Annotated in this window: 26 protein-coding genes; 14 read left to right on the plus strand and 12 right to left on the minus strand. The window is 63.0% G+C overall.

All coding sequences use genetic code 11. The features are described 5' to 3' along the window. The 3 genes from AC07R0_RS25340 to AC07R0_RS25350 all read right to left on the minus strand — a co-directional run. On the minus strand, positions 1–281 hold a 281-nt coding region (locus AC07R0_RS25340; RefSeq protein WP_495106974.1), incomplete at its 3' end, for a hypothetical protein. Between the two features lie 263 nt (positions 282–544). Next, positions 545–1,054, minus strand: coding sequence for a hypothetical protein (locus AC07R0_RS25345; RefSeq protein WP_495106975.1), 510 nt, complete (start codon positions 1,052–1,054; stop codon positions 545–547). Positions 1,055–1,060: 6 nt separating this feature from the next. After that, positions 1,061–2,179 (minus strand): JmjC domain-containing protein, encoded by a 1,119-nt coding sequence (locus AC07R0_RS25350; protein ID WP_495106976.1) that lies wholly within the window; start codon positions 2,177–2,179, stop codon positions 1,061–1,063. Between the two features lie 54 nt (positions 2,180–2,233). Between AC07R0_RS25350 and AC07R0_RS25355 the strand changes: the two genes are divergently transcribed. The 4 genes from AC07R0_RS25355 to AC07R0_RS25370 all read left to right on the plus strand — a co-directional run bounded on the left by AC07R0_RS25355 (position 2,234) and on the right by AC07R0_RS25370 (position 5,552). Then, entirely contained in the window at positions 2,234–2,758 is a 525-nt protein-coding gene (locus AC07R0_RS25355; protein WP_495076589.1) for an FKBP-type peptidyl-prolyl cis-trans isomerase, read from the plus strand. A gap of 93 nt (positions 2,759–2,851) precedes the next feature. Beyond that, a complete protein-coding gene (locus AC07R0_RS25360) occupies positions 2,852–4,051 on the plus strand; it encodes an MFS transporter (protein ID WP_495106977.1) in 1,200 nt (399 codons plus the stop codon). 1 nt (position 4,052) lies between these two features. Next, positions 4,053–5,153 (plus strand): NAD(P)/FAD-dependent oxidoreductase, encoded by a 1,101-nt coding sequence (locus AC07R0_RS25365; protein ID WP_495106978.1) that lies wholly within the window; start codon positions 4,053–4,055, stop codon positions 5,151–5,153. 15 nt (positions 5,154–5,168) lie between these two features. Next, complete coding sequence (locus tag AC07R0_RS25370; RefSeq protein ID WP_495106979.1) at positions 5,169–5,552, plus strand: RidA family protein; 384 nt, start codon at positions 5,169–5,171, stop codon at positions 5,550–5,552. A gap of 35 nt (positions 5,553–5,587) precedes the next feature. Here AC07R0_RS25370 and AC07R0_RS25375 read toward each other — a convergent pair whose 3' ends face one another. From AC07R0_RS25375 to AC07R0_RS25395, 5 genes are all read right to left on the minus strand, one after another. Further along, positions 5,588–6,514: a sugar kinase gene (locus AC07R0_RS25375; protein WP_495106980.1), complete on the minus strand. Its 927-nt coding sequence runs from the start codon at positions 6,512–6,514 to the stop codon at positions 5,588–5,590. 40 nt (positions 6,515–6,554) lie between these two features. Next, a complete protein-coding gene (locus AC07R0_RS25380) occupies positions 6,555–7,994 on the minus strand; it encodes an aldehyde dehydrogenase family protein (protein ID WP_495097199.1) in 1,440 nt (479 codons plus the stop codon). A 6-nt stretch (positions 7,995–8,000) separates the two neighbouring features. Next, a complete protein-coding gene (gene kdgD, locus AC07R0_RS25385) occupies positions 8,001–8,912 on the minus strand; it encodes a 5-dehydro-4-deoxyglucarate dehydratase (RefSeq protein ID WP_495076596.1) in 912 nt (303 codons plus the stop codon). A 108-nt stretch (positions 8,913–9,020) separates the two neighbouring features. Beyond that, positions 9,021–9,899: an SMP-30/gluconolactonase/LRE family protein gene (locus AC07R0_RS25390; RefSeq protein ID WP_495106981.1), complete on the minus strand. Its 879-nt coding sequence runs from the start codon at positions 9,897–9,899 to the stop codon at positions 9,021–9,023. Continuing rightward, positions 9,896–10,705, minus strand: coding sequence for an NAD-dependent epimerase/dehydratase family protein (locus tag AC07R0_RS25395; protein ID WP_495106982.1), 810 nt, complete (start codon positions 10,703–10,705; stop codon positions 9,896–9,898). Before AC07R0_RS25395 ends, AC07R0_RS25390 begins: the two co-directional genes overlap by 4 nt. Before the next feature lie 168 nt (positions 10,706–10,873). Between AC07R0_RS25395 and AC07R0_RS25400 the strand changes: the two genes are divergently transcribed. The 5 genes from AC07R0_RS25400 to AC07R0_RS25420 all read left to right on the plus strand — a co-directional run bounded on the left by AC07R0_RS25400 (position 10,874) and on the right by AC07R0_RS25420 (position 16,377). Further along, the gene (locus AC07R0_RS25400; protein ID WP_495106983.1) at positions 10,874–11,656 is read left to right on the plus strand and encodes a FadR/GntR family transcriptional regulator; all 783 of its coding nucleotides are present in this window, start codon (positions 10,874–10,876) and stop codon (positions 11,654–11,656) included. 99 nt (positions 11,657–11,755) lie between these two features. Beyond that, a complete protein-coding gene (locus tag AC07R0_RS25405; RefSeq protein ID WP_495076600.1) occupies positions 11,756–12,742 on the plus strand; it encodes a TRAP transporter substrate-binding protein in 987 nt (328 codons plus the stop codon). 57 nt (positions 12,743–12,799) lie between these two features. Then, positions 12,800–13,282: a TRAP transporter small permease gene (locus AC07R0_RS25410; RefSeq protein WP_495076601.1), complete on the plus strand. Its 483-nt coding sequence runs from the start codon at positions 12,800–12,802 to the stop codon at positions 13,280–13,282. A 2-nt stretch (positions 13,283–13,284) separates the two neighbouring features. Beyond that, the gene (locus AC07R0_RS25415; protein ID WP_495076602.1) at positions 13,285–14,637 is read left to right on the plus strand and encodes a TRAP transporter large permease; all 1,353 of its coding nucleotides are present in this window, start codon (positions 13,285–13,287) and stop codon (positions 14,635–14,637) included. Between the two features lie 102 nt (positions 14,638–14,739). Then, positions 14,740–16,377, plus strand: coding sequence for a methyl-accepting chemotaxis protein (locus AC07R0_RS25420; protein WP_495106984.1), 1,638 nt, complete (start codon positions 14,740–14,742; stop codon positions 16,375–16,377). Between the two features lie 133 nt (positions 16,378–16,510). Here the strand turns inward: AC07R0_RS25420 and AC07R0_RS25425 are convergent, their stop codons facing one another. The 4 genes from AC07R0_RS25425 to AC07R0_RS25440 all read right to left on the minus strand — a co-directional run bounded on the left by AC07R0_RS25425 (position 16,511) and on the right by AC07R0_RS25440 (position 18,917). Further along, a complete protein-coding gene (locus tag AC07R0_RS25425; RefSeq protein WP_495106985.1) occupies positions 16,511–16,984 on the minus strand; it encodes a DUF2269 family protein in 474 nt (157 codons plus the stop codon). Next, positions 16,981–17,352: a DoxX-like family protein gene (locus AC07R0_RS25430; protein WP_495097203.1), complete on the minus strand. Its 372-nt coding sequence runs from the start codon at positions 17,350–17,352 to the stop codon at positions 16,981–16,983. Before AC07R0_RS25430 ends, AC07R0_RS25425 begins: the two co-directional genes overlap by 4 nt. After that, entirely contained in the window at positions 17,349–18,470 is a 1,122-nt protein-coding gene (locus AC07R0_RS25435) for a saccharopine dehydrogenase family protein (RefSeq protein ID WP_495106986.1), read from the minus strand. Before AC07R0_RS25435 ends, AC07R0_RS25430 begins: the two co-directional genes overlap by 4 nt. 123 nt (positions 18,471–18,593) lie before the next feature. Continuing rightward, the gene (locus AC07R0_RS25440; RefSeq protein WP_495106987.1) at positions 18,594–18,917 is read right to left on the minus strand and encodes a nucleotide pyrophosphohydrolase; all 324 of its coding nucleotides are present in this window, start codon (positions 18,915–18,917) and stop codon (positions 18,594–18,596) included. A gap of 253 nt (positions 18,918–19,170) precedes the next feature. On the opposite strand from AC07R0_RS25440, the gene AC07R0_RS25445 reads away from it, so the two are divergent. From AC07R0_RS25445 to AC07R0_RS25465, 5 genes are all read left to right on the plus strand, one after another. Then, complete coding sequence (locus AC07R0_RS25445; RefSeq protein ID WP_495107000.1) at positions 19,171–20,262, plus strand: ABC transporter substrate-binding protein; 1,092 nt, start codon at positions 19,171–19,173, stop codon at positions 20,260–20,262. 39 nt (positions 20,263–20,301) lie between these two features. Further along, positions 20,302–21,342 carry a branched-chain amino acid ABC transporter permease gene (locus AC07R0_RS25450; RefSeq protein WP_495106988.1) on the plus strand — a complete coding sequence of 347 codons (1,041 nt, stop codon included), beginning with the start codon at positions 20,302–20,304 and terminating at the stop codon, positions 21,340–21,342. Between the two features lie 17 nt (positions 21,343–21,359). Further along, positions 21,360–23,177, plus strand: coding sequence for a branched-chain amino acid ABC transporter ATP-binding protein/permease (locus tag AC07R0_RS25455; RefSeq protein ID WP_495106989.1), 1,818 nt, complete (start codon positions 21,360–21,362; stop codon positions 23,175–23,177). Beyond that, complete coding sequence (locus tag AC07R0_RS25460) at positions 23,174–23,911, plus strand: ABC transporter ATP-binding protein (protein WP_495106990.1); 738 nt, start codon at positions 23,174–23,176, stop codon at positions 23,909–23,911. The genes AC07R0_RS25455 and AC07R0_RS25460 overlap by 4 nt, the downstream gene beginning before the upstream one ends. 98 nt (positions 23,912–24,009) lie before the next feature. Then, the gene (locus AC07R0_RS25465; RefSeq protein WP_495106991.1) at positions 24,010–25,125 is read left to right on the plus strand and encodes a porin; all 1,116 of its coding nucleotides are present in this window, start codon (positions 24,010–24,012) and stop codon (positions 25,123–25,125) included. Positions 25,126–25,339 lie beyond the last annotated feature (214 nt).

Raw genomic sequence — 25,339 nt, forward strand, 5'->3', positions numbered from 1 at the left:
GCCACATCAACACCAGCCTGCAGTTTGTCCACCTGGCTTTCTTGGCCCTGCTGCTCAGAAGATCGTGAACACGTTCTAAGCCCACCGGGCATCAAACAGGCAAAAAAAAGCCACCTTGCGGTGGCTTTTAATGTTTCGAGTAACGAATTACTTCGAAGCAGCGCTGGCAGCAGCAGCAGCAGCTGCAGCAGCAGCGTCAGCAGCAGGTGCAGATGCGTCAGCAGCAGGTGCAGGAGCAGATGCGTCAGCAGCAGGTGCTGGAGCAGGAGCAGGTGCTTCAACAGCAGGTGCGGGAGCAGGAGCTGGCTCTTCTTTTTTACCGCAAGCGGCCAGAGCAGCAGCAGCCATCAGAGCTGCGAGTACATAAGACTTGTTCATTAGAAAATTCCTTAGATGGGAAAACAATTTCCGGAAATCGTCAGCACATACAGTATGTCGGTGCGACCGAGTGAAAGCACTCGAGCTCTTTCAACTCAGCCTTAAATTATAAGCTTTTTCTTTCGCAATGCCTAAATACCCTTAGCGGAAAAACCAACAGTCCAGATCACAAACCCAGCACCGACGACGCAAACGCCGGGCTGCCTTTATGCCAACTCGCATCCAGGGTCTGATACAACTGGATGCGGCTCGCGGCATCCTCCGTGCTCAAACCACTGCAATGCAGCGGGTCCAGGCGGCGCATCATCCATTCCGGGCTGTACAGCGCGCTGGGCAACTCCAACGGATCGGCACTGCGCCAGGCCCTGCACTCCACCAAGTGCGACCAGGTCACGCGCCACTCCACAAAGCGCGCATGGCGGCGCACCACTTCATCAAAATTCTGGGCCAGCATGGTGAAACGCCGTCCCGAGCGGGCCCAGGACTGCAATGCCGTGCAGACAGCGCGCTCGCCCAGAGGCCAGTCCTCAAAGTTGCTGTCGGAGATGAAAATCTCGCGCCAGCCCTCGTGCGCAGCACAGGCAAAGGCGTCACGCACCAGTTGCTGGAAGGCCACGCGCCCCAGAAAACGCCCCTGGGGGCGCTGCGGTAAAACAGGTTCAGATAGCGTGTCCATACGACCTTAGCCCGTGTGCACCCAGCCCGATTCGCACCACGACACCAGCAGCGAGTACGCGTCGGTGCTGGCTTTGGCCAGGGTTTTGGCATCTAGCCGGCGCTGGTCGGACAGGCGGCGCATCAGGGTCGCATCCTTGCCCGAGGCGCGGTAGCTTTCACCGTTGATGAAGATGTGGTGGGCGTCGTAGACCATGCGGGTGCGCGGGTCCAACACAACGTTTTCCAGCGGCCCGGAAAGCTCTTGCGGATCGAACCAGACCTTGGCTTTGGGCTCGGTCAAAACCTCGCCCAAAGCGCATTGCAAGGCCTGCGGGTCGTCCAGCAAAGCCGTTAATGCAGACTGTGCAAAGTCTTGTAAAGATGCCGGAATGGCACCCGGATTTTCGGTCGCGGGCTGACCGGCATCGCCATACAAGGCCTCGCCCACCACGTCATCGGCCTCCTCGGCCATGCGCTGCAGCAGCTCGCGCGCCAGCTCACCGCGGCTGGGCGCCCGAAATCCGATGGAGTAGGTCATGCACTCGCCGATGGCCACGCCGTCATGCGCATAACGCGGCGGCAGGTAGAGCATGTCGCCCGGCTCCAGCACAAACTCCTGCTCGTGCGTGAATTCGGCCAATATCTTCAGCGGTGCGCCCTCCACCAGCGTCAAATCCTTTTGCCGGCCAATGCGCCAGCGGCGCTGGCCGTGGGCCTGCAGTAGAAACACGTCGTAGCTGTCAAAGTGCGGGCCGACACCGCCGCCGTCGGTGGCGTAGCTGATCATCAGGTCATCCAGGCGCACATCGGGAACAAAGCGGAACTGCTGCAGCAACTTATGCACGGTGGCAGCATGGGTGTCCACGCCCTGCACCAGCAGGCTCCAGCCCGGGGTCTTCAGGGCCGGCAAAGCGCGGCGCTGGAACGGGCCGGTTTTCATCTTCCATTGGCCCTTGTCCTGGGTCACCAAGCGCGACTCGACTTCCTCCTGCTCGGCCAGCGCAAACAGTGCACTGCGGTCCAGTAAAGCCTGAAAGCCGGGGATGGCCTGGCGGATCAACAAAGGTTTTTTCTGCCAGTAGCGCTGCATAAACTGCTGCGGGCTGATGCCACCGAGCAGGGGCAGAATCTGGGTAACGTCCATGGTTTTCCTTGTGTGCGTGGTCAGGACGGGTGCCTAAACTGCGACAATTCTCCTATGGAAATCACACAACAATGCGTCGCAGCCCTGACCTGGACGCTGAAAGACACCCTGGGCGAAGAGCTGGACGTCCTGGACGAACCCGTCGAATTTTTGGTCGGTGGCTCCGACCTGCTGAAGAAGATCGAGGAAGCGCTGATCGGCCTGGCGCCGGGCTCCGTGGTCGAGCTGCAGCTGGAGCCTGAAGACGCTTTTGGCGACTTCAACGACCAGCTGCTCTTCCTGGAAGCACGCAATCTGTTCCCCAGCGAACTGGAAGAAGGCATGGTCTTCGAAGGCACGGCACTGCCCAAAGGCACCAGCCCCGACATCCCGCAGGACGTGCTGTACACCGTGTCCGAAATCTACCCCGAGCATGTGGTGCTGGACGGCAACCATCCGCTGTCCGGCATTGCCCTGCGCCTGAAACTGCGGGTGGAAGACGTGCGCGAAGCGACCGAGGAAGAAATCGGCCGTGGCAGCACAGGCGCCAGCTTTTTCAATATCACGCCCGGCGCACCCGACGGCGAGACCCTGCACTAGGGTTTAAAGAAAATCGACCGCCAGCGCAGGTAATAGCTGCGCCAGCAGCTCTCAATTCAATAGCACCTATTCTTGCCCGCACGAAGGCCCCCATTGCCCGACTTGTTCCAACACCGCGCCTTCGTCCGACTCTGGATTGCCCGCATCTTCGGCACCTTGGGCAGCCAGATCCTGATGTTGGCCGTGGGCTGGCAGATGTATGACCTAACCGGCAGCGCCTGGGACCTGGGCCTGGTCGGGCTGCTGCAGTTTCTGCCCGCCCTGCTGCTGTCGCTGCTGGCCGGCCATGTGGCCGACCGGGTGCACCGGGGTCGCATCGTGGCCTGCTGCGTAGCTGTGCAGGCCCTGGTGGCCTTGTCACTGCTGTTGGTCACGCATGAAGAATGGGTCAGCCGCAGCTGGCTGTTGTTCGTGTCGCTACTGCTGGGCGCGGCGCGGGCCTTCCAGATGCCGGCACAGCAGGCCTTGACACCCTTGTTGGTGCCGCCAGCCCTGCTGCCGCGTGCCATGGCACTCAGCTCAGCTGGTAACCAGGCGGCCACCATAGGCGGCCCAGCACTGGGTGGGGCCATCTTTCTGGCCGGGGCCAGTGCGGTCTATGCCGCAGGTGTGCTGCTGTTTGGCATCAGCGTGCTGCTGCTCAACGGCCTACGCTACGACCATGTACCGCCGCCGCGCGAGCCCATGACGTTGAAAAGTGTGCTGGCCGGTGTGCACTTCATCTGGGAACACAAGCCGATTCTGGGCGCCGTGTCACTGGACCTGTTTGCCGTGCTGCTGGGCGGTGCCACCGCGCTGCTCCCCATGTTTGCCAAGGATATTCTGCACACCGGGCCCTGGGGCCTGGGCCTGCTGCGCGCCGCTCCGGCCGTGGGTGCCTTGACCATGTCCATCGCCCTCACCCGCTGGCCGCTACAACGCCGTGTGGGCCGTACCCTGCTGCTGGCCGTGGGCGTGTACGGGCTGTGCATGGTGGTGTTCGGTGCGTCTACCAGCCTGCTGCTGTCGCTGGTGGTGCTGGGCATTTCCGGCAGTGCCGACATGGTCAGCGTGGTGGTGCGCCAAACCCTGGTGCAGCTGGAAACGCCCAACGAAATGCGGGGCCGGGTCAGCGCTGTGAATTCGGTGTTCATCGGTGCGTCCAACCAATTGGGCGAATTCGAGTCCGGCGCCACGGCCGCGCTGCTGGGCCCGGTGGGCTCGGTGGTACTGGGCGGCATAGGCACGTTGGTGGTCGCGGCCCTGTGGCTGCGCCTGTTCCCGGGTCTGGCCCGGCGCGACACGCTGCACTGAGATGGAGACGGTAGACGCCGTCGTCATCGGAGCCGGCGTGGTCGGCCTAGCGGTAGCGCGGGCCCTGGCCTTACGGGGGCGTGAGGTCTTGGTACTGGAGGCAGAATCCGCCATTGGCACCGGCACCAGTTCACGCAACAGCGAAGTCATCCACGCCGGCATTTACTACGCTACCGGTTCACTCAAAGCGCAGCTTTGCGTGCAGGGCAAACAACTGCTGTACACCTACTGCGCCGAGCGTGGCATTGGCCACCGGCGCTGCAGCAAACTCATCGTCGCCACAGACACCACGCAAATGGCACTGCTGCACAGCATTCGTACCCAAGGCCTGGCCAATGGCGTGGACGACCTGGTGCAGCTGGACCGCGCCGCCGCCCTGGTGCTGGAGCCGCAGCTGGAATGCGCGGGCGCCCTGCTCTCGCCCAGCACCGGCATTGTGGACAGCCATGGGCTGATGCTGGCGCTGCAGGCCGACCTGGAGCACGCGGGCGGGCTTGTGGCATTGAATACGCCGCTGGCGCAGATGGAATCTACGCAAGGCGCTCTTATTTTGGAAGCAAAAGACGGCACGCGCATACAGGCCCGCAGCGTGGTCAACGCCGCCGGCCTGCAAGCCCAGTCGCTGGCCCGGCACTGCACAGGACTGGATGCGCGGCACGTGCCGCCCAGCTATTACGCCAAGGGCAACTACTTCACGCTGAATGCGCGCGCGCCGTTCCGGCACCTGGTCTACCCCGCCCCGCAGGCTGCAGGTCTGGGCGTGCACCTGACGCTGGACCTGGGCGGCCAGGCCAAGTTCGGCCCCGATGTGCAGTGGGTGGACGACCCAGACGACCTGCAGGTGGACCCGGCGCGCGGCGCGGCCTTTTACGCCGAGGTACGCAAGTACTGGCCCGGTCTGGCCGATGGCGCGCTGCAGCCTGGCTACGCCGGCATACGCCCAAAGATCCAAGCGCCGCATGAGGTGGCCAAAGACTTCATCATCCAGGGGCCGGAGACACACGGCGTACCGGGCCTGGTCAACCTATTCGGCATCGAGTCGCCGGGCTTGACCAGCTGCCTGGCGATAGCCCAGGCCGTGTCTAACATTCTGATTCCCTAAACCAACGCTCTCACCATGCAACGCAAACACATCAGCTCCGGCTCACCTTTTGAAGAACAGATCGGTTACTCCCGTGCCGTGGTGCACGGCGACTGGGTGTTTGTCTCCGGCACCACCGGCTTTGACTACGCCAGCATGACCATCTCGGACGACGTGGTGGCGCAGGCCGAGCAGTGCCTGAAAAACATCCAGGCGGCGCTGGAACAGGCCGGAGCCAGCCTGGACGATGTCGTGCGGGTGAACTATGTGCTGCCCCTGGCCGCAGACTTTGAACCCTGCTGGCCGGTGCTGCGGCGTTACCTGGGCCGGGCCAAGCCGGCGGCCATGGTGATTACGGCGGGCCTGCTGGACCCGCGCATGAAGATAGAAATCGAAGTCACCGCTTTAAAAGCGAAATAGGCCGCGAGCGCAGGTAATACCTGTGCAAGTAGCTACTATTTGGATAGCACCAGGTCGGTCATCACGTCCTGCGGAATCAGCGCGCCGCGGTACTGTATGACCCGGCCCGCGAGGCGGTTGCCATGCCGTGCCGCGTCGGCCATGTTGCCGCCTTGCAGGCGCACGGCCAGGTAGCCGGCGGCAAATGAATCCCCTGCAGCCGTGGTATCCACCACCTTGTCGACCCGCTCGGTTGGCACCTCCAGCACGCCTGATGCGCTGCGTGCCAGGGTTGCATCGCGACCTCGCTTGACCACTACCTCGGCACAAGGCAGTGCCTGGGCAGTGTCTACCGCCGCCTGCAGCGTGGGCAAGCCGCGCAGGGCTTGCTCGTCGTCGGCAGTGATCAGGGCGATGCTGGCCAGGGCGTAGGCTCGGTCAAAGTTTGCCAGGGCTTCTTCACGGCTGGCCCATAGGCGCGGCCGGTAGTTGTTGTCGAATACCACCGTGGCGCCGCGTGCGCGCAGGCGGCCCATCAGTGCAAACAGGCGCTCCCGCCCAGCCGGCGGCAGGATGGCCAGGCTGATGCCGCTGATGTAGAAGGCATCCAGGCTGTCCGCCTCAGCCTCCAGCGGCGTGATGGCGGCCTCGAAATACGCTTTGGCCGCACTGCTGTCGCGCCAGTAGCTGAAGCTGCGCTCGCCCTGGGCATCCACCTGGATCAGGTACAGCCCGGGCATGCGGCCCGGCAGGCGCTGCACCAGCGACACATCCAGCCGCTCGGCCTGCCAGCGCTGCAGCATGCCGGCGCTCAGGCCATCATCCCCCAGCGCGGTGGCATAGCAGACCTGCAATCCCGTCGCACAACGCGCAAGGTAGACGGCGGTATTCAGCGTGTCGCCGCCAAAACCCTGGTGCATGCTGCCAAAGGCCTCGCCTTGCAGTTCCAGCATGCATTCACCAAACAGTAATACCTTGTGCATTGTGTCGCCCTTGTTGTCGCCCTTTTTCTCAGGCGAAATCTTAGGCGAAAGTGTAGGCGGTCTTTACCGTGGTGAAGAATTCCTGCGCATAACGGCCCTGCTCGCGTGAGCCAAAGCTGGAGCCCTTGCGGCCACCAAACGGCACGTGGTAGTCCACACCCGCGGTTGGCAGATTCACCATCACCATGCCAGCCTGGCTGTGGCGCTTGAAGTGCGTGGCGTATTTCAGGCTGGTGGTGGCGATGCCAGCGGCCAGGCCGAATGGCGTGTTGTTCGCCTCGGCCAATGCCTCTTCATAGCCCTTGACGCGGATGATGCTAGCCACCGGGCCGAACACTTCTTCGCGGTTGATGCGCATCGCCGCCGTGGTGTCGGTCAGCAGCGCCGGGGCCATGAAAAAGCCTTCGGTATCGCGCTGCAGACGTTCACCACCGGCCAGCAGCCGCGCACCTTCTGCCTGGCCGATGGACACATAGTCCAGGTCTTGCTGCAGCTGCGACAGCGAAGACACCGGACCAATGTCGATACCGGCAGCCAGGGCGTCGCCGATCTTCAGCTTGGCCATACGGGCCTGCATGGCGGCCACAAACTGCGGATAAATACCTTCGGTCACGATCAGACGGCTGGAGGCCGTGCAGCGCTGGCCGGTGCTGAAGAACGCGCTTTGCACGCTCAGCTCCACGGCCTGGGCCAGGTCGGCGTCGTCCAGAATGACCTGCGGGTTCTTGCCGCCCATTTCCAACTGCACCTTCTTCAGGTTCAGCGCGCACTGCTGGGCGATGCGGGCGCCCACGCCTTGCGAGCCGGTGAAGCTGATGGCCGACACACCGGGGTGGTTCACCAGCGGGTCGCCAATGACGGAGCCACGGCCCATCACCAGGTTGAACACGCCGGCAGGAATGCCGCTGCGGCTGATGATCTCGGCCAGGGCCCAGGCGCAACCCGGCACCAGATCGGCAGGCTTCAAGACCACGCAGTTACCGTAGGCCAGGGCCGGGGCAATCTTCCAGGCGGGAATGGCGATGGGGAAGTTCCAGGGGGTGATCAGGCCGATCACGCCCAGCGGTTCGCGGGTGATTTCCACGCCCACGCCGCTGCGCACCGAAGGCACAGTTTCACCAGTCAAACGCAGGCATTCTCCGGCGAAGAACTTGAAGATATTGCCGGCGCGGGTGGCTTCGCCAATGCCTTCTCCCTTGGTCTTGCCTTCTTCACGGGCCAGCAGCGTGCCCAGCTCTTCGCGGCGGGCCAGGATTTCGGTGCCGATCTTGTCCAGCGCATCGGCACGGGCCTGGATGTTGCCGGTGGACCAGGCGGGGAAAGCGGCCTGGGCCGCCTGCACGGCTGCGTCCAGCTGGGCCGCATCCGCCTGGGTGTATTCGCCAATCACATCGCCCAGGTTGGACGGGTTGACGTTGGCGGCATAGGTCGCACCTGCGACCCAGGCGCCATTAATGTAGTTGTCGTGTTTTTGGGTCATGGTGGTTTACTGTGGGCCCAGCTTTTTGATCAACGCGGCCAGCTCTTCCACCTCGGAAGGCTTCAAGTCGCTCAATGGAGCGCGCACGGGGCCACCGTCGTGGCCGACGATCTTGGCGCCGGCCTTGATGATGCTTACGCCGTAACCTTCGACACGGTTGCGAATGCCCAGGTAAGGCATGAAGAACTCCTTCAACAGGCGGTGCTGGGTAGCCATGTCGTCAGCGGCCACCGCGTGGTAGAACTCCATCGCGGTCTTGGGGATGAAGTTGAACACGGCCGACGAGTACACCGGCGTGCCCAGCGCCTTGTAGGCCGCTGCATAAACCTCAGCGGTCGGCAAGCCACCCAGGTAGGCAAAACGGTCGCCCATGGCCATGAAGATGGAGGACATGGTTTCGATGTTGCCCACGCCGTCCTTGAAGCCAATCAGGTTCGGGCAGCGGTCAGCCAGGATGCGCAGCGATGCGGGGGTCAGCTTGGTGCGGTCGCGGTTGTAGACGATGACGCCGAACTTCACGCTGTTGCAGACCTGCGCCACATGCTCGATCAGGCCTTCCTGGCCGGCTTCGGTCAGGTAGTGCGGCAGCAGCAGAATGCCGTGGGCACCCAGGCGCTCGGCTTCCTGTGCGTGGGCGATAGCCATGCGGGTTGGGCCACCGGCGCCGGCAATGATCGGCACCTTGCCACGACAGGTGTCCACCGCAGTCTTGATAACCTGGCTGTACTCGGCCCCGGCCAACGAGAAGTATTCACCCGTGCCACCCGCTGCGAACAGCGCACTGGCGCCGTAGGGTGCCAACCATTCCAGACGCTCGATATAGGTCTTGGGGCGGAATTCGCCCTGCTCGTCGAAGTCGGTGATGGGGAAGGACAGCAGGCCGGAGCCCATGATGGTTTTGAGGTCTTGGGGTGTCATGGTTATGTCTCAGTGGAAAAAGGGTTTACAAAAAAATTGCTATTTTTTAGATAGCGCCTGGCGCTGGATTCATCTGCGGCGGAGGCATGTTTTATCCAGCAGTTTTTGCTATACAAAAAGCGGCTCTGGCAGGCCGCGCACACCGGGTTTGAGCGCGAACACGGCGCCGTTCAAACCTGGATTCGCGGGGTCTACATTGCCGGGCTGGATGGAGGCCACATACAGCACATCCAGGTCTGGCCCGCCAAAGGCGCACATCGAGGGCTTGGCCACCGGCACCTCCAGCGATGCCACCAAACGGCCCTGCGGGTCGAAGCGGTGCACCAGGCCGGCGTCGTTGGCGCAGATCCAGTAATGGCCTTCTACGTCCAGCGCAGCGCCGTCGGGGCGACCCGGCAGGGGCTGCATGTCGACAAACAACTCGCGCGGGCCGGGCATGCCGTCTGCGTCCAGCGCAAAGCGCCAGATCTTCTGCACGCTGGGGTGCGAGTCAGACACATAGCCGGTGCGCCCATCCGCGCTGAAAGCCATGCCGTTGGGGGTGATGAAGCCGTCCATCCGCGCAGTGCTCAAGCCCTTGCCGTCCAGGCAGTAGATGGCACCCAGCGGCGAAGCCAGGCCCATGTCCATCACCATGGTGCTGACCCAGAAGCGGCCCTGCGTATCGCAGCGTCCGTCGTTGAAGCGCATGCCGGGTGCGGGGTGGCTGATGCTGGCCAGGCAGCGCAGGCTGGGCTCTGCCTTATCCAGCTGCACGGCGTAAATGCCGGTTTCCATCGCGGCCACCACGCCACCGGCGGCGGCCAGGGCGATGCAGCCCACGCGTTCGGGCAGGGTCCAGCTCTGGACCTGCTCGGTGGCGGCAGTCCAGCGGCGGATCTGGCGGCCTTCGATGTCCACCCAGTACAGGGCCTGCTCGGCCACCGACCACACCGGGCATTCGCCCACGCGGTCGCGGGTGCTGGCAATGGCGTGTGCCGTACTCATTTTTCGTACGGGCCCATGCGCACAAAGGCGCCGCCCTGGTGCAAGGCTGCAGGGTCGTTGAAATCCGGCGGCGGGGTCCGCGCATATACGGCCTCGCGGAACACCTCCGAGCTGTCCTGCGGCACATAGCCGACATGGCGGGCGCGGGAGTTGTCCCACCAGGTGACCGGGTTGTTGGACATACCGAAGATGATGGTGAAGCCCAGCGCTGGCGTGGTAAGGCAGGCGGTGACTAGGCGGTGCAGGTCGTTGAAGCTCAGCCAGGTCGCCAGCATGCGGCGGTCCTTGGGTTCGGCAAACGACGAGCCTATGCGCACGCAAGCGGTCTCGATGCCGTAGCGGTCAAAGTAGTAGCGCGCCAGGTCTTCACCAAAGGCTTTGCTCAGGCCGTAGTTGCCGTCCGGTCGGGCGGGTGCATCGGCGGTAATGGTTTCGTCCTGGCGGTAAAAGCCGGTGACGTGGTTGGAGCTGGCGAACACCACCCGCTTCACGCCGAATTTGCGGGCCGCCTCGTACAGGTTGTAGGCGCCCAGGATGTTGGCCTGCATGATGGGGCCGAACGGGCCGTCCAGCGACTTGCCACCCATGTGCACAATCGCTTCCACGCCCTGCACCATGGCGTCTACCGCGGCGGCGTCGGCCAGGTCGGCGAGCATGATTTCCTCGCCCGCGGCCGCGGGGCCGAAGTCCACCACGTCGGATAGACGCAGAGTGGTGCAGTTTTGTTTCAGGCTTTCGCGCAGTACCTTGCCCAGGCCGCCAGCGGCGCCTGTAAGCAGGATTTTTTCGTGCACTTTGATGACCATGTTTGTCCCGATCTCCGTGTAAACACCAGTTTGGTGTTCTTTGGCGTCTATTGCTGGACTTTGCCAAAGGCTTTGCTATACAGTGGGCCAGCAGCTCCACACATCAGTCGTACGTTGTCTGACAACATAGATTCTCATAACCTACTCTCTCCGTGTCAAGGATTTTTTATGGCCTCCGCCACCCACACCGGCACTTACAACAACAGCGAAACACCGGCAGCCTCCATTCCCCGCGCCCGACGTCCACGGGGCCTGGTCACTGAAATCGTAGACACGCTGGCCGCCACCATCCGCCAAGGCCAGCTGCCACCAGGCGAAAAGCTGCCCACGGAGGTGGAGTTGATGGCCCGCTTTGATGTCAGCCGCACCGTGGTGCGCGAGGCCCTGTCCAAGCTGCAAGCCTCGGGCCTGGTGGAAACACGGCACGGCATAGGCACCTTCGTGATCGAGCCGCCCGACACCCGCAACTTCAAGATTGCGCCCGAAGACTTTGCCACCGTGGCCGACGTGATCGCCCTGCTGGAGCTGCGCATCAGCCTGGAAACCGAGGCCGCCGGCCTGGCAGCCCAGCGCCGCACGCAAACCAATCTGACCCAGCTGGAAACCGCGCTGCAGAACTTCAAGAACGCCATTCCGCAGGACTCGGACGCCGTGCCGGCCGACTTCCAGTTCCATATGGAGGTGGCCCGCGCCACAGGCAACCAGCATTTTGCCGATCTGATGACCTACCTGGGCACCATGATCATCCCGCGCACCCGTATCAATACACTGCAAAACGTGCCCGAGGGCCGCCTGGCCTACCTGCAAAAGGTCCATGGCGAGCACGAGAGCATCTACCACGCCATACGCGATCAGGACAGCGACTCCGCCCGCGCGGCCATGCGCACCCACTTGTCGAATAGCCGTGAAAGGTTGCGCAAAAGCCAGCCGCTGGACGCCCCCAAGGACTAAGATAAGGCACAATCCGGGTTTACCCTTTGTTACTTTTATAGTTTGAGTTGTAGGATGACTGATCAATAAGCCATCCCAAAGCCTCAACCAGGAAAATCCATGAAGACAAACCATCGCAAAATTCTCAGCCTGATCGCCGCAGCCGCTTTCTGCGTCGTCAGCGGCCAGGCTTCGGCCCGCAACTTCCGCTCGGCCGATGTGCACGCCAAGGAATTCCCCACCAATATGGCGGTGAAGTTCATGGGCGAAGAGCTGAGCAAGGACACCGGCGGCAAGGACAACATCAAGGTATTCAGCGACAGCGCGCTGGGCTCCGAGAAAGACACCGTGGAACAGGTCAAGATCGGCGCCATCGACATGGTGCGCGTTAGCCTGACCACCTTCAACGGCATCGTGCCCGAATCCATGGTGCCATCCCTGCCCTTCCTGTTCCGTGACGTGGAGCATTTCCGCAAGGCCATCTACGGCGCCCAGGGCGACAAAATCCTGGCCTCGTTTGAAAAAGCCGGCTTTATCGGCCTGGCCATGTATGAAAGCGGCCAGCGCTCCATCTACGCCAAGAAGCCCATCAAGAGCGTGGCCGACATGAAGGGTATCAAGATCCGCGTGCAACCCTCGGACCTGATGGTGGCCATGGTGAACGCCATGGGTGCCTCCCCCACCCCCATGCCTTTTGCCGAGGTCTACACCGGCCTGAAAACCGGCCTGGTGGACGCAGCGGAAAACAACCTGCCTTCGTACGAAGAGACCAAGCATTTCGAATCGGCGCCGATTTTCTCTGAAACCATGCACGTCATGACGCCCGAAATCGTGGTGTTCTCCAAGAAGATCTGGGACACCTTGACTCCCGCCGAACAAGCCGCACTGCGCAAAGCCGCCAAGGCCTCCGTTCCTTACTACGTAGGCCTGTGGGACGCCAAGGAAAAAGAAGCCCGTGCAGCCGTGCTGAAGAGTGGCGCCAAGATCGTGCCCGCCACCGAGATCGACAAGAAGAGCTTTGTGGACGTGGAAAAGCCCATCTGGGACAAGTTCGCCGGCACGCCTGAGCTGAAGGCTCTGGTGCAAGAGATCGTCAACGTCAAGTAAATCGCTTCTGCCGCCGTGCTCCTGGGCGCGGCGGCAAAGCCGTGCCAAAGCCGCACCATGGAATTATTCAACTCAATCAACGCGCACCTGTCCAACTGGGTGCTGCGCCTGGCCAGTGTCTGCCTGGCCGCACTGGGCCTGGTGGTCATCTACGGCGTCGTGATGCGCTACGCATTCAACGACGCGCCTCCGTATGTGGAACAGGTCGCCCTGCTGCTGGTCATCTCCGTCGCCATGTTCGGCGCCGCTGCGGGCGTGCATGATGTCGGCCACATCGGCCTGGACTCTGCCGTCAAGTTGCTACCCGCCAAGGGGCAGTTCGTATGCCACGTGCTGGTCGAACTGCTGACCATCACATTTGCCTTAGTACTGCTGTGGGGTTGCGAACACATGGCTACATCCACCCGGCACGACACCATTCCCACGTTGGGCATTTCCGAAGCCTTCCGCTATTTGCCCCCGGTGATTGCGGGTGTCCTCATCGTCCTGTTTTCAGTCAAGCACCTGCTGGCGCTGTTCCTGAAGAAAACCACCGTCTGAATATGGAACTCGCTGTACTCTCCCTGAGCTTCGTGCTCTTCCTCGTGCTGGGCGTGCCCGTCGCTTTTGCGATCGGTCTAAGCTGCCTGGCCACCTTTGCGGTAGAGGGCCTGCCCCTGGCCACCGCCATGCAGATGATGGTCTCTGGCATGAACGTGTTCTCGTTCCTGGCGATTCCGTTCTTCATCTTCTCTGGCGAGCTGATGCTGCACGGCGGCATTGCCGACAAGATCCTGAACTTCGCACGCAGCCTGGTCGGCCACATGAAGGGCGGGCTGGGCCTGGCCAACGTGATGGCCAGCACGCTGTTTGGCGGTGTCTCGGGCTCTCCCATCGCCGACACCTCGGCCATGGGCGGCGTGATGATCCCAATCATGAAGCGTGAAGGCTATAGCGCCGACTACGCGGTGAACGTGACCACCCACGCATCGCTGACCGGTGCGCTGATGCCCACCTCGCACAACATGATCATCTACGCGTTTGCGGCCCAGGCTGCCAGCGGCATGATCGACGGCCACCCCATCCGCGGCGTGTCCATTGGCGACCTGATGTTTGCCGGGCTGATCCCGGTGTTCTGGATCATGGTCTGCATGCTGATCGCCGCCTACTGGCAGGCCAACAAGAACGGCTTCCCCAAGCGGGCTGACGGCTCGTCCATGCTGGAGAAATTCCCCGGCTGGTACGCAGTTTTGACGACCTTCATCGCGGCCATCCCCGGCCTGATGGTGATCGTGGTGATTCTGGGCTGCGTGATGGGCGGCGTCACCACCGCCACCGAGGCAGCGGCGATTGCCGTGGCCTATTCGCTGCTGCTGACGTCGGCGATCTACCGCACCATGAGCAAGGAAAAACTGATCAAGTCGCTGAAGAAGGCTTCCAAAACCACGGGCGTGATCCTGCTGCTGATCGGTGTGTCCAACATGTTGCGCTGGCAAATGGCCTACCTGGAAATTCCAGATGCGATCGAGGCGGCCCTGCTGCACGCCACCACCACGCCCTGGCTGATGCTGCTGTACATCAACATCATCCAGATCTTTCTGGGCATCTTCCTGGACATGGCGGCGCACATCCTGATCACCACGCCGCTGTTCCTGCCGCTGGCAATCCAGATGGGTGTGGGCCCGGTGCAGTTCGGCATGATGCTGCTGCTGAATTGCGCGCTCGGCCTGGTGCATCCGCCGGTGGGTACGGTTCAATTCGTGGGGTGTGCCATAGGCAATATATCGATTGGTGAGGCAACCAAAACCGCCTGGCCCTACTACCTGGCGATATGGATAGCCATCAACCTGGTGACCTATGTGCCATCGTTCTCTACCTGGCTGCCGTCGATCATTACCGGCCACCCGGTGTTCTAGATTCTTGGGGCTGCAGCGCAGCCCCTTTTTTTTGTGCCGGGCAGTGCCACCTCGCCTTGCAAGCCGGGCAAACACCGGCTTACATCTCCTTTTGAAACGACTATGCAACTACCCTTCATCGGCAACGCCACCATTTCCCGCAGACTGTCCATCGGCTTTGGCGTCATGGTGGGCTTGCTGGCCATCATTACCGCTGTCTCGCTGGTCAGCATGCAGAACACGCGACACCGCGTAGCCACCATCAGCGAAGTGCTCAGCCCCAAAGTGGCGCTGGTGGACCAGATGAGGCAACAGGTTAACCAGACCGCCATGTCCATGCGCAATCTGGCGATCCTGACCACACCAGAAGACCTGGAAAAAGAATACAAACGCCTGGCCGGCGCCTACGACAGCTATGACAAGCAGTCCAAGCAATTGGCCCAGCGGGCCGATACCGACGAAGAGAAGAAGCAGCTCACCAGCCTGGAGGCGGCGCGCAAGGATGCATCCACCATCTTCCTGTCGGCGATTGAGAAAGCCGGCTCGGCCAGCGCCGTGCAAGACATTGCGGTACTCATCCGCCTGGAGCTGCGTACCAATCTGGAGGCCTGGAGCGCATCGCAGGACACCTGGCTGCGCACCATAGACGCACTCCAGCAGAACGCCGCGCAGCAAATCTCTGACAACCAGGCGGACGTGGTGCAGCAGGCCACAAGCGGCATCCAGGTGCTGCTGATAGTGGCCTGCCTGGCCATCAGCTTTGGCATCGGCGCCGCCTGGTTCATCACCCGCTCCGTCAAGCTGCCGCTGCGCCACGCCGTGGAAGAGGCCGACCGCATGGCCGAGGGCGACCTGTCGCACGCTATCGAATCCAGCAGCCGGGACGAAACCGGCCAGCTGCTACGCCGCCTGGAGAGCATGCGCAGCCGCTGGGCCAGCACCGTGGCCCATCTGCGCGACACCACGCAGAACATCAGTACCGCGGCGGTGGAAATCGCCCACGGCAACCAGGACCTGAGCCAGCGCACCGAGCACACTGCCAGCAATCTGCAGCAGACCGCCGCCTCCATGGAGGAGCTGACCGGCATCGTGCGGCAGTCCGCCGACTCCGCCCGCCAGGCCAACCAGTTGGCGACATCGGCCGCCGAAGTCGCGGCACGCGGTGGGCAGGTCGTGGCCCAGGTCGTCAGCACCATGGACGAGATCAACAGCAGCTCCAAAAAGATTGCCGACATCATCGGCGTGATTGACGGCATCGCCTTCCAGACCAACATCCTGGCCCTGAACGCTGCCGTGGAAGCCGCCCGCGCAGGCGAGCAAGGCCGCGGCTTTGCCGTGGTGGCCAGCGAGGTGCGCAACCTGGCCGGACGCAGCGCCGACGCCGCCAAGGAGATCAAGGGCCTGATCGCGGCCAGCGTGGACCGCGTGGACGCAGGCTCGCGTCTGGTCGATAACGCCGGCAAAACCATGACCGAAATCGTCGGTTCGGTGCAGCGGGTGTCGCACATCATCGGGGAAATCACGTCCACCTCGTCCGAACAGTCCGAGCGCATCGACCTGGTCAGCGCGGCGGTAGTCGAGCTCGACCAGATGACCCAGCAAAATGCTGCGCTGGTAGAACAGTCCGCTGCAGCCGCCCAGAGCCTGACAACGCAGGCCACCCAGCTGACCCAGGTAGTGGATACCTTCAAGCTGGCAACGTCGGCAGCCCACACCGCCCCGCAAGCCCTGGCAGGCAAGGCCCCACTGCGCCTGTCCTGAGCGGCCCTACGGTGCAGCCTGGCCCCGCTGCATATTTCTATAGAAAATAGGCTCTAGCGCAATTAACACCTGCGCTAGCAGCTATTTTTTCAATAGCAAGTCTCGACGTGCTGCTGGCACCGCGTTGTTCCTACTACTCCCATGCGGGCTTGGCCACCATCAAATAAAAAACACCCAGCATCGCCAGAAATGCCGGGTAGCCCAAGGCCTCCCACCAGCGGGCGTAACGCCAGTAGATCACCGGCAGGCTGCTCCCTTCACGTACGGCTTGGTCCGCAAGGCTAGCTATCCGAATCTGCAGCCACACAACGGGCAGCCAGCACAGGCCCGCCAACACAAACAAAGCCAAGGACAAGGCAAGCCAGGGCGTGGTCAATGGCCACCCAGCCAAGTGGGCCATCCACAAACCGGTGGCAGGCTGGACCACGACCGTGGGCGTTGTGAACCACCAGTCGGCCCGCACGACCAGCTTCGCCACCTCGGCCTGCGCCGCCAGGTTGCGCGTACGGTTGACGCAAAAGAAATAGAAAGCCGAGCCAAAGCCGGTACCCACCAGCACCACGCTGGACAGGATGTGCAGCCACTTGATCGTCAAATACCAACTCATATCCGCGCCTTCGCCAATACCCACAACACAGCCGCAATCGGTACGTTCTTCGTCAGAGGCCCTAGCGGATGTAGCCACAGCGATGCATCCAGCACCGTGGCCACCAGGGTCATGACGGCCATAAGTAGGAGTGCCGCCCCGTACGTGACACGACCAGGCTTACAGCACATGGCCACCGCCAGTACCAGGTCCGCACCCGCCCCGGCCCAGACCAGCCCCTGGGCCACAAGCGGGTTGTGTATGCCCGCCACGGCCAGCAAACCCAGACTTTGCCCCCGCAGCTCCCACACACTCACCAACGCCGTGGCGAGCCAGACAAACACCAGGCTGTAACGCAGCAAGACAAGATCACTCCGGGAAAGTGTCATGGCATACGGGCTGGTGTGTCTTCCAGCACATCGGTCACCATGCCCCAGCGCGCGAACTCGGGCGAAAACTCCGCCAGATCCAACAAGCCCATGCAAGGCAATGCACCCGCAGCTGGCAGCCCGCCTCGGGCCCATCGGCGGGCCAGCAAAATGGCAGCCATGCAGGGAATTTCCGGACCATGGTCATGGTCGGCCGCAATATGCCAGACCCGATGGGCGGGCTGACCGGCAGCATCCAGGCCCTGCACCCGCACCACCATGCCGCCCAGGGCGGTTCCCAAAAAATCAAACCATCTGGCAGTCCGGTTCAGCACGCCCGCCAGGCGGTCCGGCGCAGGCAGCAGTCCACGTGCCCGCAGCGCCGACAGCAGCGCGAAAACCCGCTGGGTCCAACGCAGCTCCAGCGCTGCCCGGAACATGACGCGCTGCGTCACCCGGTAGCGGGCGGGAAACAGCTCCAGATCGGGAATGTCACACAAGGCACCCAGACGGGGACGCAAGCGGGCAAACTGCACCCGTGCGGGTTGTGCCCAGCCGAGCAAAGACGTCCACCGCCCCTCCATCCAGACAGAAATGGGCGCCCCGCAGTAACTCAACACCCCGGCCAAGGTGGCCTTGCCCCGGGGCGCCGTTTGCGCCGGGGCAATACATATATCCACTGTATCTATGCGCTGCCAACCCTGGCACAGGTGCTCCACGACGGCAGACGACAAAGCCGGCACCGTGCTGGCGCCCGACACCGCCACGCGCTCGGCAGCCACAAAACGGGCCTGCAACGCAGCCGGAAAATCACACACGAAACGACGGCCATCGGCCAGGTCCAGGTAATGCGCTCCCGCCTCAGCGGCAGCCTGGGCTACGGCGTAATCCTGTTGTTGAAACGGCCCAGCGGTATGGATCAGCAACTCCACCCCCATACGACGCAGGGTCTGAGCAAAATCCGGTGCCGAATGGTCCACGGCAACCGCCTGCACGCCATGGCCCAATGTCTGCGCCAAAGCCTGGGCCCGCTGCAGGTCACGGCCGCCTATGCACAGCTGCATCGCGGCGTCACCCGCCAAAGCCCGACAGATACGCGCGCCAAAATTCCCATAACCACCCAGCACCAGTGTTTTCAACGCCGCAATCCTTGTAGAAAAGTACCCACCCGGTGACCATTATCAGAGCCCCGAGACAAGCATTGAATCAGGCCGTAGCGCAAATTGAGTAAGCGCGAGCAGCTATGCATTCAATAGCAGACTTCAGTTTGAAGCCGGCACGGGGTATTTCACCGCGTTGACCAGCATCTTGCGCCGGGCGGCGTCCAGCAGGTCGATGTCCAGCTTGTCGCACAGCTGCAGCAGGTACAGCAGCACATCGGCCGCTTCGGCCGCCACCTCGGCTTTCTTGTCGCCAGCCAACTCGCGGCTTTGCACCTCGGTCAGCCACTGGAAATGCTCCAGCAGCTCGGCAGCCTCCACGCTGAGGGCGGCAGCCAGGTTTTTGGGTGAATGGAATGGCTCCCAATTGCGCGCGGCAGCAAAGTCGCGCAGAGCCTGTGTGAGGGATGAAATGTCATTGGGCATGCCCGATTGTGGCGTGTAGCGGGACTGCAGTTGGAGCCCATACGCTGCGCCACGCCCATACCAACAATCAGGGAAAGCCCCTAACACAAACCCATTTTTCTCCTTGTTATGGTTATTTTTTATAACTATAGTAAAGAACCATAAAGATGTGCCCAGCCTTGCACCGTGGCTGGGACCCCCCCCACACACCTGGAGACAAACCTTGCACCACGCACCCAAATCCACCCTCACAGCCATTGCATTGGCGGCATCCATGGCATCCGGCCTGGCGCTGGCCGACGTCACCATTGGCGTGGTGTTGCCTCTGACTGGCCCCGCCTCGGGCCTGGGCACTCCCATGGCCAACGAAATGAAGCTGTGGCCACAAACCATCGCCGGCGAGAAGCTGAACGTCATCGTGCTCGACGACGCCACCGACCCCACCAACGGTGTGAAGAACGCGCGCCGCCTGGTGTCGGACGACAAGGTAGACCTGCTGATCGGCTCGGCCGCCACCCCGGTGGGCATCGCGGTCGCGGGCGTGGCATTTGAGACAGAAACGCCGCAGCTGGTGGCCTCCCCCACCCCGCTGCAGCCCGGCAAGGACTTCTGGAGCTTTCGCCTGCCGCAGTCCACGGCCGTGATGTCCTATGCCGTGGTCGAGCACATGAAGAAGCAGGGCGTAAAAACCGTAGGCTTCCTGGGCTACACCGACTCCTACGGCGAGAGCTGGCTCAAGGAGTTCACTGCGGTGGCCGAGAAAGCCGGCATCAAGGTGATTGCCTCCGAGCGCTTTGCACGCACCGACACCGGCGCCACCGCACAGGCCCTGAAGCTGGTGTCCACCCAACCCGATGCGATCCTGATCGCCGCTTCCGGCAGCGGTGCGGCCATGCCGCAAAAGGCCGTGGTCGAGCGCGGCTACAAGGGCAAGATCTACCAAACCCACGCAGCCGCCACCCGCGACCTGATGCGCGTGGGCGGCAAGGACATCGACGGCGCCTACGTGGTCTCCGGCCCGGTCATCGCACCCGAGCAGCTGCCCGACAGCAATCCCTCCAAAAAGCTGGCCCTGGACTACGTGCAGAAGTACGAGAAGAGCTACGGCCCGGGCAGCCGCAACCAGTTTGCCGCGCACTCCTTTGATGCCGAGATCATCCTGGAAAAAATCATCCCCATGGCGCTGAAGAAGGCCAAGCCCGGCACCAAGGAGTTCCGCTCCGCGCTGCGCGACGCGCTGGAAACCATGGGCCGCACGCCTCTGTCGCAAGGCGTAATGAACTGGACCAAGGACGACCACTGGGGCTACACCAATGAAACCGGTGTGATAGTGAAGGTGGTCAACGGCGACTGGAAGGTCGAGTAAGGCTGACGCCTGTCGCACTCTATTTCTCTAGGACTTTCCATGGATTTTTCGATTGCCAGCGTCCTGCTGTTGGACGGCATCACCAACGGTGCGATCTACGCCCTGCTCGGCCTGGCCATCGTGCTGGTGTTCGCCGTCACGCGCGTCATCTTCATCCCGCAGGGTGAATTCGTCGCCTATGGCGCACTCACCCTGGCCATATTGCAGACCGGCGCCATCCCCGGCACCGTCTGGCTGCTGGTGATTCTGGCCAGCGTGGCCGCGCTGATGAACGCCTGGAGCGCCTGGCAGCGCCTGCGCCAGCCCGGCGCAACGGTCCTGGCCCTGCTGCGCACCCTGGCCATTCCGGTAGCGATTGCCGCCATCACCGCCTGGGCCGCGCCACGCCAGTTTCCGCTGCTGGTACAGGCCGCACTGAGCGTCTGCATCGTGACAGCCTTTGGCCCGCTGATGTACCGCGTGGTCTACCAGTCGCTGGCCGATGCCAGTACCCTGGTGCTGCTGATCGTCTCGGTGGGTGTGCACTTCGCCATGACCGGCCTGGGCCTGCTGTTCTTTGGTGCCGAGGGCTTTCGCAACCCCACGTTCTGGGACCAGCGCTTCCAGCTGGGTGCCATGAACCTGAATGGCCAGGCCATCATCATCTGCACGGCGTCCTTGGCGCTGATCGTGCTGCTGTGGCTGTTTTTTGAGCGCACGCTGTATGGCAAGGCCCTGCGCGCCACCGCCATCAACCGGCTGGGCGCGCGCCTGGTGGGTATCTCCACGCACACGGCAGGCAGCCTGACACTGGCCATGGCCGCGCTGATAGGAGCGCTGTCCGGCTTGCTGATTGGCCCCACCACCACCATCTTTTATGACTCCGGTTTTCTGATCGGCCTCAAGGGCTTTGTGGCCGCGGTGATCGGCGGGCTGGCCAGCTACCCGGCGGCGGCGATTGGCGCGCTGTTTGTGGGCATCGTCGAGGCTTTTTCCTCGTTCTGGGCCAGCGCCTTCAAGGAGGTGATCGTGTTCACCCTCATCCTGCCGGTACTGCTGTGGCGCTCGCTCGCCAGCGGCCACGCCGACCACGACCACTGATACGCAGGCTGCATACGATGAAAACCCCTTTGAACAACACCGTGCTGCGCCTGCTTCTGCTGGCCGCCGTGGGCCTGCTCGCCTGCCTGCCCCTGCCCGACTTCTGGGTCACCCAGCTGAACTACATCGGGCTGTACAGCCTGGTGGTGCTGGGCCTGGTGCTGCTGACCGGCATTGGCGGCCTGACCTCCTTTGGCCAGGCGGCATTTGTGGGCGTGGGCGCCTACACCAGCGCCTACCTGTGCACCCAATACGGCCTGTCGCCCTGGCTCACCGTCTTCATCGGCCTGGCCATCACCGGCACCAGCGCCATGCTGTTGGGTGTGCTGACGCTGCGCATGTCGGGCCACTACCTGCCGCTGGCCACCATTGCCTGGGGCCTGTCGCTCTACTACCTGATGGGCAACCTGGACGCGCTGGGCAAGTACGACGGCCTGCTGGGCGTACCCGGCATCACCCTGTTCGGCTGGGACCTGGGCGGCGGCAAACCCTTCTTTGTGCTGACCTGGGTGCTGGTCTTGCTGGGCGCTTTTGCACTTATCAACCTGCTGGACTCGCGCACCGGCCGGGCCATACGCTCGCTGCGCACTGGCGCGCTGATGGCCGAGGCCATGGGCATCAATACCCTGCGCTTCAAGATCGGCATCTTCACCATTGCCGCGCTGTTTGCCAGCGTATCAGGCTGGCTGTTCGCGCACTTCCAGCGCACGGTGAACCCCTCGCCCTTCGGCCTGAAGATGGGCATTGAATACCTGTTCATGGCCGTGCTGGGCGGCGTAGGCCAGATCTGGGGCGCACTCACCGGGGCCCTGCTGACCAAGCTGCTGGAAGACCAGCTGCAGGTGCTGCTGCCCAAGCTGATCGGCGCCAGTGGCAACTTTGAAACCATTGTGTTTGGCATCGTGCTAGTGCTGGTGCTGAAGTACCTGCCCGACGGCCTGTGGTCGCTGGTGGCGCGCTGGCTGCCCAACCCACCCCGGGCCGAGGACTGGACCCAGGCCACCGCACTGCCCGAACGTAACAAGCCCGAAGCCGGCAGCATGGTGCTGGACGTGCGCGCCATCCGCAAACAATTTGGCGGCCTGACGGCGGTGAACGACATCAGCTTCAGCATCCGGGCCGGGCAGATCAGCGGGCTGATCGGCCCCAACGGCGCGGGCAAATCCACCACCTTCAATCTGATCACCGGCGTGCTGGGCCTCACATCCGGCGAAGTGCGCTTCCGCGGCCAGGTGGTCAGCGGCCTGCCCTCGCGCGAAATCGCCCAGCGCGGCATCTCGCGCACCTTCCAGCACGTGAAGATGATCCCGGAAATGACGGTGCTGGAAAACGTGGCCCTGGGCGCCCACCTGCGTGGAAGCAAGGGTGCGCTGTCGGCCATGCTGCGCCTGGACCGCCACGAAGAGCAACGCCTGTTGCGCGAGGCCGCACACCAGCTGCAGCGCGTGGGCATGGGCAGCCAACTGCACGAGCTGGCCGGCAACCTGGCCATGGGCCCGCAGCGCCTGCTGGAAATCGCCCGCGCACTGTGCAGCGACCCGGCCCTGCTGCTGCTGGACGAGCCCGCCGCCGGCCTGCGCCACAAGGAAAAGCTGGCCCTGGGCGCGGTACTACGCCAGCTGCGAGCCGAGGGCATGGCCATTTTGCTGGTCGAGCACGACATGGACCTGGTGATGGACGTCTGCGACCACATCGTGGTGATGGAGTTCGGCACCCACCTGATGGAAGGCACACCCGCCCAGGTGCAGGCCAGCCCCGCCGTGCGTGCCGCCTACCTGGGCACCGACGAAGACACCGCAGCCCCCGCACCGCAACCCGAGGAGGTCTCCGCATGAGCCAACCCCTGCTCTCCATCTCCGGCCTGCGCGCCGGCTACGGCAAGGCCGAAGTACTGCACGGCGTGTCGCTGCAGGCGGCCGCCGGCAGCGTCATCACCGTCATCGGCCCCAACGGCGCTGGCAAATCCACGCTGCTGAATGCGGTGATGGGCATCCTGCCGTCCCAGGGTGCAATGGAATTCCAGGGCCAGCCACTGCACAAGCTGTCGCTGGAAGACCGCGTCATGCTGGGCATGGCCCTGGTGCCGGAAAAGCGCGAGCTGTTCAGCAGCATGCCCGTGGAAGACAACCTGGTGCTGGGGGCCTTCCGCCAGCTGCGCCTGCGCAACAAGGCCTGGCGCGACCAGTTGGATGTGGTCTACGCCCTGTTTCCGCGCCTGAAGGACCGGCGCCTGCAGCTGGCCGGCACCTTGTCTGGTGGTGAACGCCAGATGCTGGCCGTGGGCCGCGCCATGATGTCGCGCCCCACCCTACTGATGCTGGACGAGCCCAGCCTGGGCCTGGCACCGCTGGTGGTGCGCGAGATCTTCAAGATCATCCACACCCTGCGCCAGACCGGCGTGACGATTCTGCTGGTCGAGCAAAACGCCCGCGCCGCCCTGGAAGCTGCCGACCACGGCTACGTGCTGGAGATGGGCGACGTCAGCCTGCAAGGCCGCGCCGCCGACCTGGCCCGAGACCCAAGGGTGATTGACACCTACCTGGGCGCCGCCCGCAAACCACCACCATAAAAAAGGCTTCCATCGCAGATAGATACTGCGCAAGAAGCTATTAAAAATATAGCAAGTACACCGCGTCCCCCTCACCCCCCACCTCAAGGAGACAAACCATGAAAAAGACATCGCACATCATCACCCTCGCCGCGCTGGCAGCAGCCGGCTCCGTCCACGCGCAAAGCGTCAACCTTTACGGCCTGATCGATGTGGGCGTGGAACATGTCAGCAACGTCAACGCCGTGGGCGGCATCACCCGCATGCCCAGCAACACCAGTTCGCTGCCCTCCCGTTTGGGCTTTCGCGGCACCGAAGACCTGGGGGATGGTCTGAAGGCCCAGTTCACACTGGAAATGGGCTTTGCCCCCGATACCGGCGCATCCGGCCAGGGCGGTCGCTTGTTTGGCCGCCAGGCCAACGTGGGGCTGGCCGGGTCTTGGGGTAGCGTGACGTTGGGCCGCCAATACTCCACCCTGTTCTGGTCCATCCAGGACTCCGACGTGATCGGACCTGCGCTGTACGCACTGGGTTCGCTGGACAGCTACATCCCCAACTCCCGCGCCGACAACTCCATCGCCTACCGCGGCACCTTCAGCGGCCTGACCCTGGGCGCTGAGTACAGCCTGGGCCGCGACACCGTGAACGCCGGCCCCAGCCCGGCCGGCACCAACTGCGCCGGTGAAAGCGGCACCGACGCCCAGGCCTGCCGCCAATGGTCAGCCACCGCCAAGTACGACACCGCCGACTGGGGCGCCACGCTGACCTACGACACCCTGAACGGCCGCACTCCGGCCAGCAGCACGGACGTGGTGTTTGGCAGCCTAAACAGCAGCAGCACCAGCGACAGCCGCACACTGGCAGCCGCTTACGTCAAAGTCATGGGCGCCAAGATCGGCGGTGGGGTGATTCGCCGCAACAACGAAGGCAGCACCACCAAGCCCAAGAGCGACCTGTGGTACATCGGCGCGTCTTACCCTCTGACCCCCGCACTGACGCTGGACGGCCAGTGGGCCAGCCTGCGCTACAAGAACTTTGACAACGGCAACTCCACCCTGTTGTCCGCCCGGCTGGTGTACGCCTTGTCCAAGCGCACGGCGGTCTATACCCAGGTGGGGCATATCAGCAACGACACGCTGGCTGCGGTGTCGGTCAGCGGTGGTGCTACGGGCAGCGCACCCGCTGCAGGTGGCTCGCAAAACGGTGTCAGCTTTGGCGTTCGGCACGCTTTCTAACATCCCTGCCCTGCAGCGCTGAGCATCTTGCCAAGGTGCCAGCGCCTGCCGCAGAAATTTAGGAAAACAAGCATCCAGCGCACACGAAACCTGCGCTAGCAGCTATCACTTAGATAGCAAACTTACCCAAACCTGCAGCACGCAACACCATGGTTGAGGGCATGCTGCGGGCGCCTGTGTACCTCAACCCTGGAGACGAAGCCATGAGAACACG

This window comes from Rhodoferax sp. GW821-FHT07F03 (assembly GCF_059418745.1).

Excerpts from the sequence above, each read along its gene's own strand:
- AC07R0_RS25345 (WP_495106975.1), bottom strand. The coding sequence starts at position 1,054 with ATGGACACGCTATCTGAACCTGTTTTACCGCAGCGCCCCCAGGGGCGT.
- AC07R0_RS25350 (WP_495106976.1), bottom strand. The coding sequence starts at position 2,179 with ATGGACGTTACCCAGATTCTGCCCCTGCTCGGTGGCATCAGCCCGCAG.
- AC07R0_RS25355 (WP_495076589.1), top strand. The coding sequence starts at position 2,234 with ATGGAAATCACACAACAATGCGTCGCAGCCCTGACCTGGACGCTGAAA.
- AC07R0_RS25365 (WP_495106978.1), top strand. The coding sequence starts at position 4,053 with ATGGAGACGGTAGACGCCGTCGTCATCGGAGCCGGCGTGGTCGGCCTA.
- AC07R0_RS25370 (WP_495106979.1), top strand. The coding sequence starts at position 5,169 with ATGCAACGCAAACACATCAGCTCCGGCTCACCTTTTGAAGAACAGATC.
- AC07R0_RS25375 (WP_495106980.1), bottom strand. The coding sequence starts at position 6,514 with ATGCACAAGGTATTACTGTTTGGTGAATGCATGCTGGAACTGCAAGGC.
- AC07R0_RS25380 (WP_495097199.1), bottom strand. The coding sequence starts at position 7,994 with ATGACCCAAAAACACGACAACTACATTAATGGCGCCTGGGTCGCAGGT.
- kdgD (WP_495076596.1), bottom strand. The coding sequence starts at position 8,912 with ATGACACCCCAAGACCTCAAAACCATCATGGGCTCCGGCCTGCTGTCC.
- AC07R0_RS25390 (WP_495106981.1), bottom strand. The coding sequence starts at position 9,899 with ATGAGTACGGCACACGCCATTGCCAGCACCCGCGACCGCGTGGGCGAA.
- AC07R0_RS25395 (WP_495106982.1), bottom strand. The coding sequence starts at position 10,705 with ATGGTCATCAAAGTGCACGAAAAAATCCTGCTTACAGGCGCCGCTGGC.
- AC07R0_RS25400 (WP_495106983.1), top strand. The coding sequence starts at position 10,874 with ATGGCCTCCGCCACCCACACCGGCACTTACAACAACAGCGAAACACCG.
- AC07R0_RS25405 (WP_495076600.1), top strand. The coding sequence starts at position 11,756 with ATGAAGACAAACCATCGCAAAATTCTCAGCCTGATCGCCGCAGCCGCT.
- AC07R0_RS25410 (WP_495076601.1), top strand. The coding sequence starts at position 12,800 with ATGGAATTATTCAACTCAATCAACGCGCACCTGTCCAACTGGGTGCTG.
- AC07R0_RS25415 (WP_495076602.1), top strand. The coding sequence starts at position 13,285 with ATGGAACTCGCTGTACTCTCCCTGAGCTTCGTGCTCTTCCTCGTGCTG.
- AC07R0_RS25420 (WP_495106984.1), top strand. The coding sequence starts at position 14,740 with ATGCAACTACCCTTCATCGGCAACGCCACCATTTCCCGCAGACTGTCC.
- AC07R0_RS25425 (WP_495106985.1), bottom strand. The coding sequence starts at position 16,984 with ATGAGTTGGTATTTGACGATCAAGTGGCTGCACATCCTGTCCAGCGTG.
- AC07R0_RS25430 (WP_495097203.1), bottom strand. The coding sequence starts at position 17,352 with ATGACACTTTCCCGGAGTGATCTTGTCTTGCTGCGTTACAGCCTGGTG.
- AC07R0_RS25440 (WP_495106987.1), bottom strand. The coding sequence starts at position 18,917 with ATGCCCAATGACATTTCATCCCTCACACAGGCTCTGCGCGACTTTGCT.
- AC07R0_RS25445 (WP_495107000.1), top strand. The coding sequence starts at position 19,171 with ATGGCATCCGGCCTGGCGCTGGCCGACGTCACCATTGGCGTGGTGTTG.
- AC07R0_RS25450 (WP_495106988.1), top strand. The coding sequence starts at position 20,302 with ATGGATTTTTCGATTGCCAGCGTCCTGCTGTTGGACGGCATCACCAAC.
- AC07R0_RS25455 (WP_495106989.1), top strand. The coding sequence starts at position 21,360 with ATGAAAACCCCTTTGAACAACACCGTGCTGCGCCTGCTTCTGCTGGCC.
- AC07R0_RS25460 (WP_495106990.1), top strand. The coding sequence starts at position 23,174 with ATGAGCCAACCCCTGCTCTCCATCTCCGGCCTGCGCGCCGGCTACGGC.
- AC07R0_RS25465 (WP_495106991.1), top strand. The coding sequence starts at position 24,010 with ATGAAAAAGACATCGCACATCATCACCCTCGCCGCGCTGGCAGCAGCC.